Source organism: Micromonospora sp. DT229 (genome assembly GCF_049844505.1).
Taxonomy (GTDB): Bacteria; Actinomycetota; Actinomycetes; order Mycobacteriales; family Micromonosporaceae; genus Micromonospora.
Window position 1 is genome coordinate 55453 of record NZ_JBNCLD010000008.1, and the last position, 17434, is coordinate 72886.

The 17434-nt window shown below is 68.4% G+C and carries 12 protein-coding genes; 10 read left to right on the forward strand and 2 right to left on the reverse strand.

From position 1 onward, the window contains the following. Nucleotides 1-573 precede the first annotated feature (573 nt). Together ACLQ2T_RS14890 and ACLQ2T_RS14895 are read left to right on the forward strand one after the other, a co-directional pair. The gene (locus ACLQ2T_RS14890; protein ID WP_425766708.1) at nt 574-2112 is read left to right on the forward strand and encodes a non-reducing end alpha-L-arabinofuranosidase family hydrolase; all 1539 of its coding nucleotides are present in this window, start codon (nt 574-576) and stop codon (nt 2110-2112) included. 262 nt (nt 2113-2374) lie between these two features. Further along, on the forward strand, nt 2375-3769 hold the full coding sequence (locus ACLQ2T_RS14895) for an RICIN domain-containing protein (protein WP_425766709.1): 1395 nt from the start codon (nt 2375-2377) through the stop codon (nt 3767-3769). Between the two features lie 60 nt (nt 3770-3829). Here the strand turns inward: ACLQ2T_RS14895 and ACLQ2T_RS14900 are convergent, their stop codons facing one another. Next, nucleotides 3830-4600 (reverse strand): FadR/GntR family transcriptional regulator, encoded by a 771-nt coding sequence (locus tag ACLQ2T_RS14900; RefSeq protein ID WP_425766710.1) that lies wholly within the window; start codon nt 4598-4600, stop codon nt 3830-3832. A gap of 156 nt (nt 4601-4756) precedes the next feature. Here ACLQ2T_RS14900 and ACLQ2T_RS14905 point away from each other — a divergent pair, with 156 nt between their 5' ends. The 7 genes from ACLQ2T_RS14905 (at nt 4757) to ACLQ2T_RS14935 (ending at nt 14348) form a co-directional block, all read left to right on the forward strand. Further along, nucleotides 4757-6025 (forward strand): ABC transporter substrate-binding protein, encoded by a 1269-nt coding sequence (locus ACLQ2T_RS14905; RefSeq protein WP_425766711.1) that lies wholly within the window; start codon nt 4757-4759, stop codon nt 6023-6025. A gap of 40 nt (nt 6026-6065) precedes the next feature. Beyond that, nucleotides 6066-7001 (forward strand): carbohydrate ABC transporter permease, encoded by a 936-nt coding sequence (locus ACLQ2T_RS14910; protein WP_425766712.1) that lies wholly within the window; start codon nt 6066-6068, stop codon nt 6999-7001. Then, a complete protein-coding gene (locus tag ACLQ2T_RS14915) occupies nt 7001-7825 on the forward strand; it encodes a carbohydrate ABC transporter permease (RefSeq protein ID WP_425766713.1) in 825 nt (274 codons plus the stop codon). Before ACLQ2T_RS14910 ends, ACLQ2T_RS14915 begins: the two co-directional genes overlap by 1 nt. A gap of 1 nt (nt 7826) precedes the next feature. Next, complete coding sequence (locus ACLQ2T_RS14920; RefSeq protein ID WP_425766715.1) at nt 7827-9074, forward strand: mandelate racemase/muconate lactonizing enzyme family protein; 1248 nt, start codon at nt 7827-7829, stop codon at nt 9072-9074. Between the two features lie 128 nt (nt 9075-9202). Next, nucleotides 9203-10012, forward strand: a complete 810-nt coding sequence (locus tag ACLQ2T_RS14925; protein WP_425766717.1) for a class I SAM-dependent methyltransferase — start codon at nt 9203-9205, stop codon at nt 10010-10012. Nucleotides 10013-10124: 112 nt separating this feature from the next. Further along, nucleotides 10125-11501, forward strand: coding sequence for a CoA transferase (locus tag ACLQ2T_RS14930; protein ID WP_425766718.1), 1377 nt, complete (start codon nt 10125-10127; stop codon nt 11499-11501). A 255-nt stretch (nt 11502-11756) separates the two neighbouring features. Continuing rightward, on the forward strand, nt 11757-14348 hold the full coding sequence (locus ACLQ2T_RS14935; protein ID WP_425766719.1) for a tetratricopeptide repeat protein: 2592 nt from the start codon (nt 11757-11759) through the stop codon (nt 14346-14348). A gap of 86 nt (nt 14349-14434) precedes the next feature. Here ACLQ2T_RS14935 and ACLQ2T_RS14940 read toward each other — a convergent pair whose 3' ends face one another. Further along, on the reverse strand, nt 14435-16654 hold the full coding sequence (locus ACLQ2T_RS14940) for a cellulose binding domain-containing protein (protein WP_425766720.1): 2220 nt from the start codon (nt 16652-16654) through the stop codon (nt 14435-14437). 201 nt (nt 16655-16855) lie between these two features. Here ACLQ2T_RS14940 and ACLQ2T_RS14945 point away from each other — a divergent pair, with 201 nt between their 5' ends. Continuing rightward, the gene (locus ACLQ2T_RS14945; RefSeq protein ID WP_425766974.1) at nt 16856-17392 is read left to right on the forward strand and encodes a hypothetical protein; all 537 of its coding nucleotides are present in this window, start codon (nt 16856-16858) and stop codon (nt 17390-17392) included. The last annotated feature ends 42 nt before the right edge of the window (nt 17393-17434 follow it).

The window sequence follows — 17434 nt, forward strand, 5'->3', positions numbered from 1 at the left end:
GCGAGGAACATGGGCTCACCGAATCCGATAGGTAGCCGACAGCATGTCGACAAAGATACCGACACCCCTGTCGGTATCTTTGGGTCAGACCCCGCTTTGTGAAGCAACTCACCGAAATTGGGGCTTGCCCTCGGTGCTCCTGTCTGCTGCTCCTAGGTCAGGGCAGAATCAGCCCTCCTGGCGCCGCAACCCTCGTGGGCGCCGATGTTAGCGTCCTCATCCGCCTGCCACGGGGTGGTCCTTCCCTCGGCCGGACGGGCGGGCCGGTGGCGCCGATGCGGTGACGATCAGCGGCTGGCGGGGTGGTCGGCGCCCGTGTCAGGTGAATCGATGAAACTGGGAAGTTACGACTTGACGAACGGCATGTTATCGCCCACATTCGATGTTCAAGGGTGACGACGCCGGAGGCTGGCCGGGCAGGTCTGTTGCGTCCGATCTTGGTTGCGGCGTGCGCCAGGGCATGCGGACGCCGGTGTTAGCGCTAACACCATCGGTCTGTCGATGGACTGTGTGCATCGCGGTGCACCCCTGCCGGGTGGGCCGTTCGGGTCCTGGTCATCTTGAAGGAGGAACATGTCTACCTTGGGTAGATCGTCATTGCTTGCGCCACCCCCGGGTCGGAGTCGACGGCGGCTGCTGCGCATGGCCGCGGCCGGCGTGGCGGCGCTGATGGGCGGTGTCGCCGCCGTGGCGGTGGTGTCGACCCCGGCCGCTGCGGCGACGGTCGACACGAACGCGTGGTACGTGCTGCTCAACCGCAACAGTGGCAAGGCCCTGGACGTCTACAACCTGGCCACCAGCGACGGCGCGCGGATCACCCAGTGGACGCGCAACAACGGCAACCAGCAGCAGTGGCAGTTCGTCGACTCGGGTGGTGGCTACTACCGGCTGAAGTCGCGGCTGTCCGGCAAGGTGCTCGACATCTACAACTGGTCGACCGCCAACGGTGGCAGCATCGTGCAGTGGACCGACCACAACGGGACGAACCAGCAGTTCCGGTTGGCCGACTCCGACGGTGGCCACGTGCGGCTGATCAGCCGACACAGCAACAAGGCCGTGGAGGTGCAGGGCGCCTCGACCGCCGACGGCGGCAACATCGTGCAGTACGACGACTGGAACGGCGCCAACCAGCAGTGGCAGCTCGTCCGCGTCGACGGGGGCAACAACCCCGACCCGACCCCCACCACCCCGCCGCCGACCGGCACCTGCAACCTGCCGTCGTCGTACCGGTGGTCCTCGACGGGTGCCTTGGCGCAGCCTCGGGCGGGTTGGGTGTCGTTGAAGGACTTCACCCACGCCCCGTACAACGGTCAGCACCTGGTCTACGCCACCACCCATGACACGGGTACGACGTGGGGTTCGATGAACTTCGGTCTGTTCTCGAACTGGAACCAGATGGGTTCGGCCAGCCAGAACCAGATGCCGTTCGCGGCGGTCGCTCCCTCGTTGTTCTACTTCGCCCCGCGCAACATCTGGGTCCTGGCCTACCAGTGGGGTGGGCCGGCGTTCTCGTACCGGACCTCGACGAACCCGACGAATGTGAACAGTTGGTCGTCGGCGCAGACGTTGTTCACCGGGTCGATCTCGAACTCGGGTACCGGGCCGATCGATCAGGCGTTGATCGGTGACGACCAGAACATGTATCTGTTCTTCGCCGGGGACAACGGTCGGATCTACCGGGCGAGCATGCCGATCGGGAACTTCCCGGGCAGCTTCGGGTCGAACTACACCACGATCATGACCGACACCACGAACAACCTGTTCGAGGGTGTGCAGGTGTACAAGCTTCAGGGCCAGAACCGGTACCTGATGATCGTCGAGGCCATCGGTTCGCAGGGCCGCTACTTCCGGTCCTTCACCGCCACCAGCCTCGGCGGCACCTGGACCCCCCAGGCCACCAGCGAGAGCAACCCCTTCGCCGGTAAGGCCAACAGCAACGCCACCTGGACCAACGACATCAGCCACGGCGAGCTCATCCGCAGCAACGCCGACCAGACCATGACCATCGACCCCTGCAACCTGCAACTGCTCTACCAGGGCCGAGCCCCCAACTCCGGCGGCGACTACGGCCTGCTGCCCTACCGTCCGGGCGTACTGACCCTGCAACGCTGACCGGATGACAGCGGATGGCCTCGCCGGTGGAACGGCGAGGCCACCCCTGGCGCCCCCCAGGCCCGGTCAGCACCGCTGCGACCCCAGCGGACCGCCCGCCGCACCCATTCCACTGGATAGACCTCTGTCGTTTGACGTATGACGTATTGATAGTTAACTTTCGATGGCTGGATTGCCCGGCCGGCGCCACCACCGGATGCCGGCCCGGCCGGGCACCCTCGGGCGCACGCCCCGAGTGAAACCCCGATCGAAGGAGTCGGCCATGAAGGTCATCGGTGAGGCCCGTCCCGCCTCTCCACCGCGCCGGAGATGGCGGTCAGGACTGGCGGCGTTGTCCGCCGCCGTCCTGGCCGCCGGCACCCTCGTCGCGGTGCACGCCACCCCGGCCGCCGCGGCCACGGTGGACACCAACGCCTGGTACGTCCTGGTGAACCGCAACAGCGGCAAAGCCCTGGACCTGTACGCCTCGTCGACCGCCGACGGCGCCCGGATCAGCCAGTGGACCCGCAACAACGGCGCCAACCAGCAGTGGCAGTTCGTGGACTCCGGGGGCGGGTTCTACCGGCTCAAGTCCCGGCACTCCGGCAAGGTCCTGGACGTCTACAACTGGTCGACCGCCGACGGGGCCGCGATCGTGCAGTGGACCGATCACAACGGGACCAACCAGCAGTTCCGGCTGGCCGACTCCGACGGCGGTCACGTCCGGCTGGTCAGCCGGCACAGCAACAAGGCCGTGGAGGTGCAGGGGGCCTCGACCGCCGACGGCGGCAACATCGTGCAGTACGCCGACTGGAACGGCACCAACCAGCAGTGGCAGCTCGTCCGGGTCGACGGCGGGGGAACCACCCCACCACCGCCCACCGGCGGCACGGGCTGCGGCAAGGCGCCCACCCTGTCCAGCGGCACCCACACGATCTCCAGCGGCGGCAAGAGTCGGTCGTTCATCCTGCGGGTACCGGCCAACTACAACCAGAACAACCCCTACCGGTTGATCTTCGGGTTCCACTGGCGTGGTGGCACCATGCAGGACGTCTCCTCGGGTGGGACCAGCGGCGCCGCCTGGTCGTACTACGGTCAGCAGGAGCAGTCGAACAACACCGCGATCCTGGTGGCACCGCAGGGGCTCGGCAACGGGTGGGGCAACGCCGGCGGCGAGGACGTCGTCTTCGTCGACGACATGATCCGGCGGATCGAGAGCAGCCTCTGCGTCAACCCGAGGCAGCGCTTCGCCCTCGGCTTCAGTTGGGGCGGCGGCATGAGCTACGCCCTGGCCTGTGCCCGGGCCGACGTCTTCCGGGCGGTCGCGGTGATCGCCGGTGGGCAGATCAGCGGCTGTGCCGGTGGTAACCAGCCGATCGCCTACTTCGGGTTGCACGGCATCTCCGACAACGTGCTGAGCATCGGCCAGGGACGGTCGCTACGCGACACCTTCGTCCGCAACAACGGTTGCAACGCCCAGAACCCGCCGGAGCCGGGAGCGGGCAGCCGTACCCACATCACCACCGCCTACTCGGGTTGCCGGGCGGGCTACCCGGTGCAGTGGGCCGCCTTCGACAACGGGCACATGCCCGGCCCGGTGGACGGCACGTACGCCGAAAGCGGGGTCACCACCTGGACCAAGGGTGAGATCTGGCGGTTCTTCGCCCAGTTCTCCTGACCCGCGCCGGTCAGCCGTCGCCACCCGTACGACACCGGGTGGCGGCGGCCCGGCGGGTGGTCATCGCTGAAGGCGGGTCGCCTTGCCGGAGCCCTTGCGGCGGACCAGCCACGCCTCGGTGATGTGGGTGAACATCGCCTCGGCGGCCCCCTCGGGATCGCGGGCGGCGATCCGTTCGTAGATGCGGCGGTGCCCCCGATTGGAGGCCACACACAGTGAACGCTGGGTCCGACCCAGGTAGCGCGCGGTGTTGACCACCTGGCTCTCCAACGACCGTACGACCCCACGGGCGATGCGGTTGCCGGAGGCCTGCATCACCACGTCGTGGAAGGCCCGGTCGTGGTCGTGATAGGCGACCTGGTCGTCGACCAGCTCATCCATCCGGTCCACCAGGGCGCGGAGCCGGTCGAGGGTCTCCGGGTCGGCCAGTCGGGCGGCGACATGAGCCATGTCCGATTCCAGCAGCCGCCGGGTGACCACGAGGTCGTCCAGGATGGCCAGGCTGTCGTCCTCGGCGATGGTGGCCGCCAGCACGAGTTCGTCCAGCATGTCCCACATCGACTGGGGGGTGACCATGGTGCCGGCACCCTGACGGACCTGCACCAGGCCCTTCTCCTGGAGGATCTTGACCGCCTCCCGGACGACCGTCCGGCTCACCGAGAAGGTCTCGCAGAGCACCGGTTCGGGCGGCAGGGCCGTGCCGGAGGGGTGTACCCCACGGACGATGCGTTGCACCAACTCGGCAGTGACCGCCCTGGCGAGGTTCGTGGGTCGCCGGACCCAGGCCGGGCTGGCCAGGCCGTCAAGGGTCGTCTCCTGCGGTGGCGTCATGTCCCCTCCGATTTGCTCTGCCGTGGCACGACGTCCGAGGAGATCAGTGTACGTCTCGCCAGTTGACCGTCAGACGTCATACGAGTTACGTTCCATCGATCGATTGTCGGCATGGCGGCCGGTCCGCCGGCCCTCCCCGTGCAGAGGTGAACAACGATGAAACAGCGCGCGTTATGGTCGGCCGCCCTCGTTGTCGGACTGGTGACGATGGCGGGCTGCGGAAGCGCCGGCGGGCCGGGCAACTCCTCCGGCGGCTCGGCGGACAGGCTGGTGGTGTGGGACTGGAAGTCCGGCGAGGCATCCGCCGCCCAGTACCTCGACAAGGCCAAGGCCGACTTCGCCCGCAAGCACCCCGGGGTGAGCGTGGAGTTCGTCGCGCAGCCCTTCGACCAGTACTACACCCTGCTCGGTGCGGCGATCCAGGCCGGCAGGGGCCCGGACGTCATGCTGTTCAACGGCGGCGGTCAGATCCGGGACCGGGTCGACGCCCTGGTGCCACTGGACGAGCAGGTGGCCGAGGACAAGCAGCGACTGGCCGGCTGGGAGGCCTTCACCGCCGACGGCAGGACCTACGCCGCCCCGGTCACCCTCCAGGGCCACCCCATCTACTACAACAAGGCCCTCTACACCAAGGCCGGGCTGGACCCGGCGACCCCGGCCACCACCTGGAGCAGGTTCCTCGCCGACTGCGCGGCCATCACCCGGGCCGGGGCCAAGTGCTTCGCCCTGGGCAACAAGGAGGGTGCCGGCATCCAGTTCTGGCTCTCGGCCCTGGGCTCCGGCATCCTGACCGCCCAGGAGTACGACGACTGGATCGCCGGCAAGCGGGACTGGAACTCGCCGAACGTCAAGCGGGTCTTCGCCCTCTGGCAGGAGGCAGGCAAGGCGGGCCTGAACAACGACGGGGCCAACTCCACCGCCATGTTCAACGACTCCTTCGCGATCTTCCAGTCCGGTAAGGCGGCCCACATCATCGGGCTGATGTCCGACGTGGGGCACTGGAAGGACTTCAACGAGTTCCTCACCCCCGACGACCTCGGGGTGATGAGCGCCCCGGTGGTCACCGAGGGCACCACCCCCAGCCTGGCCTACGACGGCGGCATCGGGTACGCGGTCGCCAAGTGGACGAAGGACCCCGAGGTGGCCGCCGACCTGGTGCGCTCCCTGACCTCGACCGAGGCGCTCAAGGCCTTCTACGCCGACGCCGGGGCGATCGCCGCCGACACCACCATCGACGTCTCCCAGGGCGGCCCGGCCGTCGCCGGCATCGTCTCGGCCCTGCGCGGTGGCAAGCCGGCCCTGCACGTGGCGCTCTCCTCCAAGACCATCGACCTGATGGGACGGCTCTCCCAGCAACTGCTCAGCGGCTCGATCACCGTGGACGAGGTGGTGAAGCAGCTGGCCGCCTCCGACCAGGCGGGCTGAGCGGGTGCCGATCGGAAGGACGCAGCCGTCGGTCCGTCCGGTGAGATCCGGACGGGCCGACCCGGCGGCGACCGACACCTCACGTCGTCGGGTCCGGCGCGGCGCCTCGGGCCGACCGCGCGGCGAGCGCCTGGCCCCCTACCTCCTGGTCGCCCCGGCCGTGCTGATCATCGTGGTGCTGCGGCTGTATCCGCTGGTGCTGGGGGTCAACTTCTCCTTCACCGGCGACGGGGTGCGCAACGGCACAGCGGTGGGCCTGGACAACTATCGGGAGTTGCTGGCGGATCCGCTGTTCCGTACCGCCCTGGGCAATGTCGGGTGGCTGGTGCTGCTGCTGCCGGTGGCGGTGGCCATCCCCGGGCTGCTGGCCACCTTCATCTACCTGCGCGTACCGGGTCACCGGGTGTACCGCAGCGTCTACTTCTTCCCCGCGGTGCTCTCCCCGGTCATCGTCGGGGCGATCTTCAACCTGCTGCTCGCCTTCGACGGCCCCCTCAACACAGTCCTCGGCTCGGTAGGTGTCCCGCCGACCGACTGGCTGGGTGACCCGGACATCGCCAAGTTCGTGGTGGTCGGCGTGCATGTCTGGGCCACGTTCGGCATGTCCCTGGTGGTCTTCCTGGCCGGTTTCGCGACGCTGGACAGTGCCCTGCTGGACGCGGCCCGGGTGGACGGGGCCTCCCTGCCCCAGGTCATCCGGCACGTCATCGTCCCGGGGCTGTCCCGGACCATCCAGTTCGTCTTCGTGACCACGATGATCGGGATGCTGACCTCGATGTTCGGTCTGCTGTACGTGATGACCAGTGGCGGCCCGGAGGGCTCCACCTACCTGCCGGAGTACTACATCTGGATCCAGCAGGGCCAGATGAACCGCCCCGCCCTGGCCTCGGCCGCCTCGACCGCGCTCTTCGTGATCATGCTCGTGGTGGGGCTGTTGCAGATCCACCTGCTCAGGCGGGCCGGGAAGGAGAGCTGATGTCCCACCTGCGTGGGCGGTGGCTGATCGCCCTGCCGATGTCCCTGCTGGCCCTGGCGACGATCTACCCCCTGCTGTTCACCGTCAACGTCGCGATGAAGACCCGCCGGGACTACATCCTGGACCGGTTCGCCCTGGCCGACGCCCTGCGCTGGGACAACATCGTCACGGCCTGGACCAGCGTGGGGATGGGGCGGTACTTCGTCAACTCGCTGGTCGTGGTGACCTTCTCGGTGCTCCTGCTGCTGCTGTTCGGCTCGATGGCCGGCTTCGCCCTGAGCCAGCTGCGGTTCCGGGGATCCTCGGCGCTGTTCCTGGGCTGCCTGGCGGGCCTGTTCGTACCCTTCCAAGTGATCATGGTGCCGCTGGCCCGGATCATGGCGGACACCGCCCTGATCGACACCTACCCCGGGCTGATCCTGGTCTACGTCGCCCAGTTCCTGCCCTTCACGGTCTTCCTGATGACCAGCTACTACCGGACCATCCCGTCGGAGATCATCGACGCGGCCCGGATCGACGGCAACAGCAGCTACGGGGTGTACCGCCGGATCATGATTCCCCTGGGCACCCCGGCCCTGCTGTCGGTCGGCATCCTCAACGCCCTGTTCTGCTGGAACGACGTCCTCATGTCGCTGGTGATGATGCCCTCGGCCGAGCACCGCACCCTCATGGTCGGAGTGACCTCGCTGCGGGGGCAGTACTCCGACGACATCCCCACCTTCGCCTCCGGCGTACTGATCGCCGCCATCCCCGTCCTGGTGGTCTACCTCTTCCTCCAGCGTCAGATCGCCGACGGTGTCGCCGCCGGCTCCACGAAGGGTTGACATGCGGATCACCGGATATCGGACCCTGACCACCGTCCAGGAATGGGGGCGTCCGGTGGGCGACGCCAACGGCGTCTTCGCCGACGGGGTGGTCCCGGTGCCGATCGTCGTCGTCGACACCGACGAGGGCATCCGCGGAGTGGGCATCGGCCCGTCCGTGGAGATCGAACGGATCTTCGCGGCGATCGACGGCGAGGACCCCCGCGCCGTCACCGCGCTCTACGACCGGATGCTGCGGCACACCTTCAAGGCCGGGCACGCGGGCCCGGTCTTCGGCACCATCGGCGCGCTCGACACCGCCCTGTGGGACATCAAGGCGCAGGCCGCCGGTGAGCCGCTGTGGCGGCTGCTCGGCGGCCGTGACCGGCGGGTCCCGGCCTACGCGTCCGGTCTCGACATCGGCCTCACCGACGACGAACTGGTCATGGCATACCAGGAGTACGCCCAGTACGGTCTACGGGCCGCCAAACTCAAGGGCGGCCTGGACATCGAGCGCGACCTGCACCGGCTGTGCCTGATCAGGGACGTGCTGACCGAAGCAGGTCAGGGCGGCAGGCCGGGTCTCATGCTCGACGTCAACGAGGCGTGGACCCGCAAACAGGCGGTCCGACACGTCAGCGAGATCGAACGTGTGCTGGACCTGATCTGGATCGAGGAACCCGTCCGACGCTGGGACGCCGAAGGTCTCGCCACGGTCGGCAGGGGCATCCGCGCCTCGGTCGCCACCGGCGAAAACCTCACCGGGCTCGAACAGTACCGCCCGTTGATCGCCACCGGCGCGATCGACATCGTCCAGACGGCCGCCGTCTGGGGTGTCACGCACTTCCTGCGGGCCTCGGCCCTGGCCCACGCGCACGACCTGCCGATCAGCCCGATCGGCAACAGCCCGGTCGGGCTGCTGCACGCGGCGACCTCGGTGCCGAACCACCTGACCAGCGAGCTGCAGGATCTGCGTCCACCGGTCGGCCTCACCGTCGACCTGCACGTCGAGGACGGTGCCTTCGTCCTCGGCGACTCGCCGGGGCTCGGCATCCACGTCGACGAACAGCGCATCTCCGCCGCCGACCGGCGTCTGCCGCCGTCGGCGTCCGAGGGCCCGCACGTACGCCCGGAGCGAGCCGGCCGCCGCCTGTTGGCGGAGGCCGACGGGGTACCTCCCAACCGGCGGTGGACCGTCGCGGCACCCACCCCAGCGTCCCGTGACAACCACGAGCCCGACGGACAGATCCACCGGACGGTGGCGTCATGAGGGTCCGGCCACTTTCCCTGAACCTGTCGTAGGAGGTTGAATCGGCGGGGTTCGTATTGTGGGAAACTCTTACCGGATAGTGGGATGGGTTGGTTAGGGTTGCGGTAGTCGATCGAGGGGATTCGCGCATGCCAGCCGCACCGAACGTCTACACCCACGGACATCACGAGTCGGTGCTGCGCTCACACCGGTGGCGTACCGCCGAGAACTCGGCGGCATACCTGCTGCCGCACCTCGCGCCGGGCTCGTCGGTGCTCGATGTCGGCTGCGGACCGGGCACCATCACCGTCGACCTGGCCGCCCGCGTGGCACCCGGACGAGTCACCGCCGTCGAGATCACCGACGACGCACTCCAACTCGCCCGCACGGAGGCCGAGGCCCGTGGTCAGGGCAACATCGACTTCGCGGTCGCCGACGTGCACGCGCTGGACCTCTCCGACGGTACGTTCGACGTCGTCCACGCCCACCAGGTGCTTCAGCATGTCGCCGATCCGATCCAGGCGCTGCGCGAGATGCGCCGGGTCTGCCGTCCCGGTGGAATCGTCGCCGCGCGGGACAGCGACTATGCGGCGTTCACCTGGTTTCCTCGCGTGCCGGCGCTCGACGATTGGCTCGCCCTGTACCAGCAGGCCGCCCGCGCCAACGGAGGCGAGCCGGACGCCGGTCGGCGTCTGCTCTCCTGGGCACACGCCGCCGGGTTCACCGACGTCAGGGCGACGGCGAGCACCTGGTGCTTCGCCACGCCGGAGGACCGGCAATGGTGGGGCGGGATGTGGGCCGAGCGGATCCTGAATTCGGACCTGGCCCGACAGGTGCTGACCGCAGGCGTCGCCACGGCGCAGGACCTACGCAACATCTCGGACGGCTGGCGGGAGTGGGCCGAAGCAGCGGATGCCTGGTTCGCCGTGCTGCACGGCGAGATCGTCTGCCGGGCCTGAGGAGCGACGCTCGCCTCGGTGGTCTCCGCAGCCCCGCCTCCCGCAACGTCCGACCTTGCCGAGACGAGGACGTGCGTCGCGACGCTCCCCACGACTCTGGAAGGGTGCCTGCATGGTGACTCTGTTGGACGGCGTACTGGCAGAGCTGGGGTTGATGGATATCGCCGGGCCCCGGCTGGCCGGAGATCCACAGCCGGCGGTGCTGGCGTCACCGCTCGCAGTCGCCGAATGCGCAACCGTGTCCGTGGCCGCCTGTCTCACTGCTGCCGCTGATCTGGCTTCTGCGCGCACCGGTCGCCGGCCTGATATCGCACTCGACAGGGCGCATGTGGCGGCGGCGATGCGCAGCGAGGTTTGGCTTCGCGACGCGGATGGGCGGGGGATCGATGGCTTCGCTCCGCTGTCTCGATTGTGGCGGGCTGCGGACGGTTGGGTGCGTACACATGCGAACTACCCGTGGCATCGGACGGCTCTGCTGGCGTCCCTCGGTGTGCACGACGATCGTGACGCCGAGGTTCAGGCGCGGTTGGCTGACGTCATTGCTGCGTGCCCGGCGTTGGAGGTTGAGCGTGCTGTGTACGCCGCGGGAGGGTTGGCCGTGGCGGCTCGTACGCAGGCCCAGTGGCAAGCAGACGATCAAAACAGCGCGATGGGGACGTCTCCGCTCGTGAGCATGGTGCCGCTCAGTCACGGGTCGCTGCCGCTGGCCGAACCGGGCCGGCTTCCGGCGTCGGGGGTGAAGGTGCTCGATCTGACACGAGTCATCGCCGGCCCCGTTGGTACCCGAATGCTGGGCGCGCTCGGTGCCGACGTGCTACGAGTCGATGATCCGCATCGCCCGGAGTTGGCGCTGCATGCCGTCGATGGAGTGATCGGTAAGGCAAGCACAAGCCTGGACGCCAGCACGGAGAACGGCCGTCAAGCGCTGCATCGCCTTCTCGACCAAGCCGACGTTCTCGTGACCGGCTACCGGCCCGGAGCGCTGCGCCGTCTCGGTCTGGAGCCTGACCAAGTTGCCGACCGGCACCCCGGCACCATCGTCGTCACGCTTTCGGCTTGGGGAACGGCGGGAACCTGGGGGACACGGCGCGGTTTCGACAGCCTGGTGCAGATCGCCACCGGCATCGGCTGGGCCACAAGCACGGATGGCATCCAACCCGGCGCTCTGCCCTGTCAGTTGCTCGACCACGCCACCGGCTACCTCATCGCTGCTGGTGCACTGGCCGCACTGGGTCGACGCGCCCGCACCGGCGACGCCACCCATGTCTCGGTATCCCTCGCCAGGACGGCACGATGGCTGCTCGATCAAGGCATCATGCCGGCCAGGCAGAGCGCGGGCGATGACCCGAAGCGCCAAGCCGACACCTACCGGACAGCTCTCGGAAACGGGTGGAGCGCGATCAGCCCACCAGGTCAACTCGACGGCCGCCCGCTGAGCTGGCCTCACCTACCACCCGCCTACGCTCAAGCGCCGCCCGATTGGAGCTGAACGCCCGTGGCCACGCTGCGAAGGGGCTCGAGCTACGCCATAGTTCCGGCGACGACCATGAACCGTGAACCTGAAGTAACGGCGTCACACCATCCGCTATTGCCGCGACCAGCGTGCCGAGAGCGGCCACCGCCCGGCCGGATGAGCTCAGGCCGGGCCCAGCGGGGTCCGCCTTTCGTAGGGGGCGCCCTCCGCGCCGGCGCGGCTACAATGAGCTAGATATTTCTAGACGTCAATGTATATGTGGGACTATCGATGACCGCTACCCGAGCGGAGGATGCGTCCGCCGCAATGCCCGACCCGGGTCGGGCCCGCACGCTGGATGAGCTGGTCGCAGGGCTGCGGTCGTTGAAGGTCTGGGCGGGAAACCCGTCCTACGAATGGATCACCGGCCAGGTCAACAACGCGTGGCGGGCCGCCGGTCGCCCGACCGGCGAGTTGACCAAGCGACCCACGGTCGTGGACTGCTTCAAACCCGGTCGGCGACGGCTGAACACCGACCTCGTGACCGCGGTCGTGCAGGCACTGCACCCGGACGAGGGGTACGTGCACCAGTGGCGCCAGGCGCTGCGGGTGGTCGGCGGGGAGGCTCTGGCCGCCGTGGTGGTACAGGTCCAGGACGGGCTTCCACCCGACCTGGCCGGGTTCACCGGTCGTACCGCCGAACTCGATCAGCTCCGCCGCGCTCCCGGCCGCAACGGCGCGGTGGCGATCTCGGCGATAGAGGGGATGGCTGGCGTCGGTAAGACCCAGCTAGCCATTCACGCTGGGCATATTCTCATCCGGGAACGTCAATTTGATCGGGCGCTTTTCGTCAACCTGCGCGGATTTCACCCCGACCCCGCTCGACCTCCAGCGGACCCGGCCGCCGTCCTGGACGGCTTCCTGCGGCTGCTCGGTGTACCGCCGCAGCGCATCCCCCACGCTCTCGAGGCCCGCACCGCGGCCTACCGTGACCGGCTCGCCGGTACCCGCACCCTGATCGTGCTGGACAACGCCGCCGACCTCGACCAACTCCGCCCGCTGCTCGCCGAGGTGCCCGGCTGTCTCACCGTGATCACCAGCCGGCGAAGCCTGTCCGACCTGCCCTCGGCCACGCAGTTGGTGATCGACGTGTTCGCGGCGGACGAGGCCGTTCGATACCTGGCCCACGCCGCTGGCCAGGTCCCGGTGGGCGACGATCGCACCGCTGCCGCCCGTATCGCACGGCGCTGCGGCTACCTGCCGCTGGCGCTGGACCTGACGGCCGGACACATGCGGGCCACACCCGACTGGACCCTCACCGATCACGCCGACCGGCTCGACGAACGCCACGACCAGCGACGCCTGGAAACCGGTGTCGAGCTCGCCCTCGACCTGTCCTACCACCGCCTGCCCGCCGACCAGCGGCAGCTGCTCCGATTGCTGGCGCTGCACCCCGGGCAGGACAGCGACGCCTACGCCGCGGCTGCCCTGACCGGCGCCGACATCGAGGTCACCCGTGCCCATCTGGACCGCCTGTGCCGCGACCACCTGCTGCACCAGTCCAACGCGGGCCGGTACACCTTCCACGACCTCGTCCGCACGTACGCCACCACCCGAGCCCACGACGAGGTCCGCCCACGCGACCGTCGCGCCGCCCTGACCCGCCTGTTCGATCACTATCTCGCGACGGCCGCCTCCGCGATGGACGCTCTGCACCCCGCCCAGGCGCATCTTCGACCCCACGTCGTCCCGTCCGGTACCCGCGTCCCCGAGCTGACCGACCCGGACACCGCCCGCATCTGGCTCGACACCGAACGGCCATCCCTGGTCACCGTCGTGGCCCACGCCGCCACCCACGGCTGGCCCACCCATGCGATCCGGCTCTCCCGCGTCCTGGTCCAGTACTTCGCCGGTGGCCACAGCAGCGACGCCATCACCGTCCACAGTCACGCCCGCCGTGCCGCCAGCCGCATCGGCGACGTCACCGAACAGGCCCACGCCCTCACCGACCTTGGCGTCGCCCACCTCTGGGGCGGCCAGCACCAGGCCGCAGCCGAACACTTCACCGAGGCCCTGCTCCTGTTTGAACAGACCGGCGACGCTCCCGGGCAGGCCCGGACCCGGACCAACCTCGGCATCGCCGAACAGCGGCTCGGCCGCTACCGCGAGGCCGCCGCCCACTTCGCGCAGGGCGAGATCCTGCACCGGCGAGCCGGCAACAAGGTCGGTCAGGCCCGCACGCTGACCAACCTCGGCGACATCGAACAGAAGGCGGGTCAGTACGGCGAGGCCGCCACACACCTGCGGCAGGCGCTCGCCCTGTTCCGAGAGACCGGAGACCGGTCCGGCGAGGCGGTGTCGCTGGTCAACCTCGCGGAGGTCGACACGCGGTTGGGCCGGCATGCGGCGGCCGCCGAAAGCCTGGCCCAGGCGCTTGTCCTGTTTCGTCATGCCGGGCACCGCAACGGCGAAGCCTGGACGCTGGACGGGCTGGGCACCCTACACGCTGCTCGCGGCGAGCCCGCCAAGGCCGCCGAGTACCACCAACAGGCCCTGACGATCCTGCGGGCGACCGGCGACCGGCACGGCGAGGCATACGCGCTGAACGGCATCGGCGAGGCCGCGCTCGCCGCAGGCCGCCCCGCCGACGCTCATCGCCATCACACCGCCGCGCAGCGGATCGCCGCCGAGATCGGTGCCCGCGACCAGCAAGCCCGCGCCCACACTGGGCTGGCCAATGCCCACCGCGCCCTCGGCCATCCCGACGAAGTCCGTGCTCACTACCACCATGCCCTCGCCATCTTCACCGACCTCGGTACGCCCGAGGTCGACCAGATCCGCGCCTGCCTCACCGCCCTCGACGACGCCGGCATCCACACCTGAGCGAGATCCCCGGGAAGCCCGCCCGGTGGCTCCCAACCCGGGGATCTCGTGTTACGGGAGTGGTCGAGAATGACCAACCCCGTGGGTCAGGTGGTGCAGGGGGAGCCGTTCAGCGTCCACCCCACCGGTGGCGGGTTGGAGATTCCGCTGTTGCCCAGGAAGCCGAACGACGTGGAGGCGCCGGGCGCGAGCGTGCCGTTGTGGCTGAGGTTCCGTGCCGTCACCAACGCGTTGGACTGCGTCACGCCGGCGTTCCAACTGCTGGTGATCCGCTGCCCGTTCGTGAACGAGAAAGTCAGCGTCCACCCGTTCACGGGAGTGTTGCTGGTGTTCGTGATGGTCACGTTGCCGGTGAAGCTGGCGGACGCGGCGTTGGAGTTGGCTGTGTAGGCGATCCGGCAGGCACTGTTGCCTCCGGTGGGCGATGGGGACGGGGATGGTGGCCTGGGGTTGCCGTCCACCGGGGCCTTTTGAAGTCCGACGAAGACATCAGCACCCTTGCGGCCAAGTACGGCGACATCCAGCTCGCACGAGACATTCCACATCGGCTCGAGGCGTAGCGTGGCGCAGTACTCCTTCGCCCGCTGAAGAACATCCGCGGGGAGGTTGTGGGAGTAGAACGGCGCTGCCGGGTTGCCCACGTCGACGGCTTCACAGAAGCGCAACAGTGAGGTGGTGTGGCTGACCCGCCAGCTGTTGCCGAAGACCCCGTACAGGTCGGCGAAGGAGAGTGGCACGCGCAGGGGGTCGCCGTTGCTGGCTTCGAGGAAGTTGGGGTCACCGTTGTGGTTGCCCAGCAGGCCCCGCACCACCGCGGTCTCGGACCCCAGGTTGATGCCCAGGTTGACGTACGGGACGGTGCCGGCGATGGCGGTGCTGCGGACGAGGTTGCCGGACGGGTCCCTGAACGTGTAGACGTCGCCCACCCGGTCGATCGCCACTCCGCTGGAAAGCAGCAGTGACTCGCCGGAGGGCAGGTTGGTGTCGACTCCGTTCACGACCAGACGGGTCCCGGCGCACACCGCCAGCCTGGTGTTGCCCATCCGCACGCCGACTGACTGGTTCATCGATGCGTTGGGCCAGGTCGGGGCGCCAGACTTCTTGCGTGTCTGCACCTCGAACGTGGTACCGGTCTGTGCCTCGACGAAGTCACCCGTAGCCTGGAAGTCGTAGTAGGTGCCGGCGAAGGTGTACTGGTGAGTGTCGCCGACGGCGACGGCGGCCCTGCAGCCCGCCAGCTCCCGATTCTTGGCTGCCTGGTTGATGATGAGGGCTGGCGCCGGCGATGTGGGGGTCGCACTCGGTATGGCGAAGTTGAGGTTGTTCCTCTCCTTGCTGAAGCCGACTTGTTTGCATACGGGCGCCTTCGGACTGCCGTCGACTATCGTCGTGCGAAGGTTGAAGTCGGCCTCCTTGTTGAAGACGGCTGTGGATCCGTTGCCAAAGCCGAACACGTTGAACTCGACCTGCGTCCATCCCGGTCCCGCCTGGTCCGGCCCCGGCTCCCCTGGCAGGACGTGGAGGACGTCCGAACTGGACGTCGAGGCGGCGTTCTGGTTTCCATCGTTGAACGTGACCACGTCGACGACGGTGTCCGCGCCGATTGTCTGCGTCTGCGCTTCCAGCTTGAAGCCCGGAAGTGCGATGTTCCTGATCGGTACGTAAGGAAGCGGGCCCGCCGCCCTCTCGCGCCTCAGCCAGCAGTGGACCTCGCCGTCGTCTGGGACCTCAGTCCAGTCCCTCGGGCAGGGCTTGCCCTGGCTCGCATCCGGGTTGTAAGCCAGCAACCAGTAGTCGATGTAGAGACGGCTGGGTGGCTCATTCGGAACGGTTTGCGGGGTGTTGGCGAAGATGAATTGCTTCCAGCCCTCACACAACGCGGGGGTCGGTGAACTGGCGCACTCCCTGACCTTGAGGCGGTTGGTGTTGAGCTGGAGCGTGTAGCTGTTCGCCATCGCCGGCCCGCTGGTCGGGGAGGAGTTCACCGTCAGCAGGTCTTTGTCCTTGACATCCTCGAACGTGCCGGTCGCCCTGGTGATGTCACCGGCATCCGCGGGTCGCTCCGTCACGACGCTTATCCCGTTGCCACCACCGATGTCCCGCCGCGCAGCCGGTACGCGGTTCGGGGACATCGGGATCGCCGGCTGGTCCACGCACGCGGTCTCCCGCCATACCACCTTGGGATAGGTCGCGTCGAAGCACCCGTCCAGCGATGGCCGCGGGGCCTCGACGATCTGCGCATGCCAGGCCAGGAGATTCTCCTGTGTGGCGGGTTGCTCCGCTGTACTGCCGGCGAGGACTCCCATCGTCAGTAGGACAGCCGCGATCGTGGCACCGATCAGCCCGAGTCGTGCTCGGCGTTTTCGCGGTAGCAATCTCAGCATCGTTTTCTCCCCAGCGCTTGTGAAACCGCCTAGCGCTCGTCTGCGGGCGGGTCTTGTTGCCGAGGGTCGCGCGGTGGGGGGCAGGGTGGGGAAATCCCATACAAACCCATAAATGCCTTCGTGATGTTGGCACTCCCAGCCGCGATGTTCGCCGAGTGGGACGACGAATCGGCGTTGGAGCGGTTCCTCGCAGACGACGCGCTGGGGCGGCGGCTCGCCGACGGATGGCATGTGCGATTGCAGTACCTGCGGCGTTACGGCGAGGTGGCTGCGCTCGCCGGCCTGCCGGTGCAGGCGGGCCGGTGGGATCCGGAGGAGCCGATGGTGGCGGTCACTCTCGCCCGGCTCAAGCTTCCGGAACTGCCCCGGTTCCTGAAGTGGGGGCGGCCGGTCGAGCGTCTGGTCGCCAGCCACCCCGGCACCACCTTCGCCACTGCGGCGATGCGCCCGCCCCACACCTTCTCCACCTTCACGATCTGGCGCAGCGTCCGCGAGATGACCGACATGGTCCACGGCCGTAGCGCCGTCCCGCAGGCTGACACCCACGCCGTCGCCATGGTGGAACAGCGTCGCCGGGACTTCCACCACGAATCCGCGTTCATGCGGTTCCGCCCGTTGGCCGAGTACGGAACCTGGGAGGGGCGCCGCCTGCTCCCCTGAGCGACTCGGGAACCAGCGGTGTCGGGACCGGCGCCGTGGTGC

What these genes read in the sequence shown, in the direction of transcription:
- ACLQ2T_RS14915 (WP_425766713.1), top strand. Translation starts at nt 7,001, where the DNA reads ATGTCCCACCTGCGTGGGCGGTGGCTGATCGCCCTGCCGATGTCCCTG.
- ACLQ2T_RS14935 (WP_425766719.1), top strand. Translation starts at nt 11,757, where the DNA reads ATGACCGCTACCCGAGCGGAGGATGCGTCCGCCGCAATGCCCGACCCG.
- ACLQ2T_RS14905 (WP_425766711.1), top strand. Translation starts at nt 4,757, where the DNA reads ATGAAACAGCGCGCGTTATGGTCGGCCGCCCTCGTTGTCGGACTGGTG.
- ACLQ2T_RS14920 (WP_425766715.1), top strand. Translation starts at nt 7,827, where the DNA reads ATGCGGATCACCGGATATCGGACCCTGACCACCGTCCAGGAATGGGGG.
- ACLQ2T_RS14940 (WP_425766720.1), bottom strand. Translation starts at nt 16,654, where the DNA reads ATGGGAGTCCTCGCCGGCAGTACAGCGGAGCAACCCGCCACACAGGAG.
- ACLQ2T_RS14930 (WP_425766718.1), top strand. Translation starts at nt 10,125, where the DNA reads ATGGTGACTCTGTTGGACGGCGTACTGGCAGAGCTGGGGTTGATGGAT.
- ACLQ2T_RS14895 (WP_425766709.1), top strand. Translation starts at nt 2,375, where the DNA reads ATGAAGGTCATCGGTGAGGCCCGTCCCGCCTCTCCACCGCGCCGGAGA.
- ACLQ2T_RS14890 (WP_425766708.1), top strand. Translation starts at nt 574, where the DNA reads ATGTCTACCTTGGGTAGATCGTCATTGCTTGCGCCACCCCCGGGTCGG.
- ACLQ2T_RS14925 (WP_425766717.1), top strand. Translation starts at nt 9,203, where the DNA reads ATGCCAGCCGCACCGAACGTCTACACCCACGGACATCACGAGTCGGTG.
- ACLQ2T_RS14900 (WP_425766710.1), bottom strand. Translation starts at nt 4,600, where the DNA reads ATGACGCCACCGCAGGAGACGACCCTTGACGGCCTGGCCAGCCCGGCC.
- ACLQ2T_RS14945 (WP_425766974.1), top strand. Translation starts at nt 16,856, where the DNA reads ATGTTGGCACTCCCAGCCGCGATGTTCGCCGAGTGGGACGACGAATCG.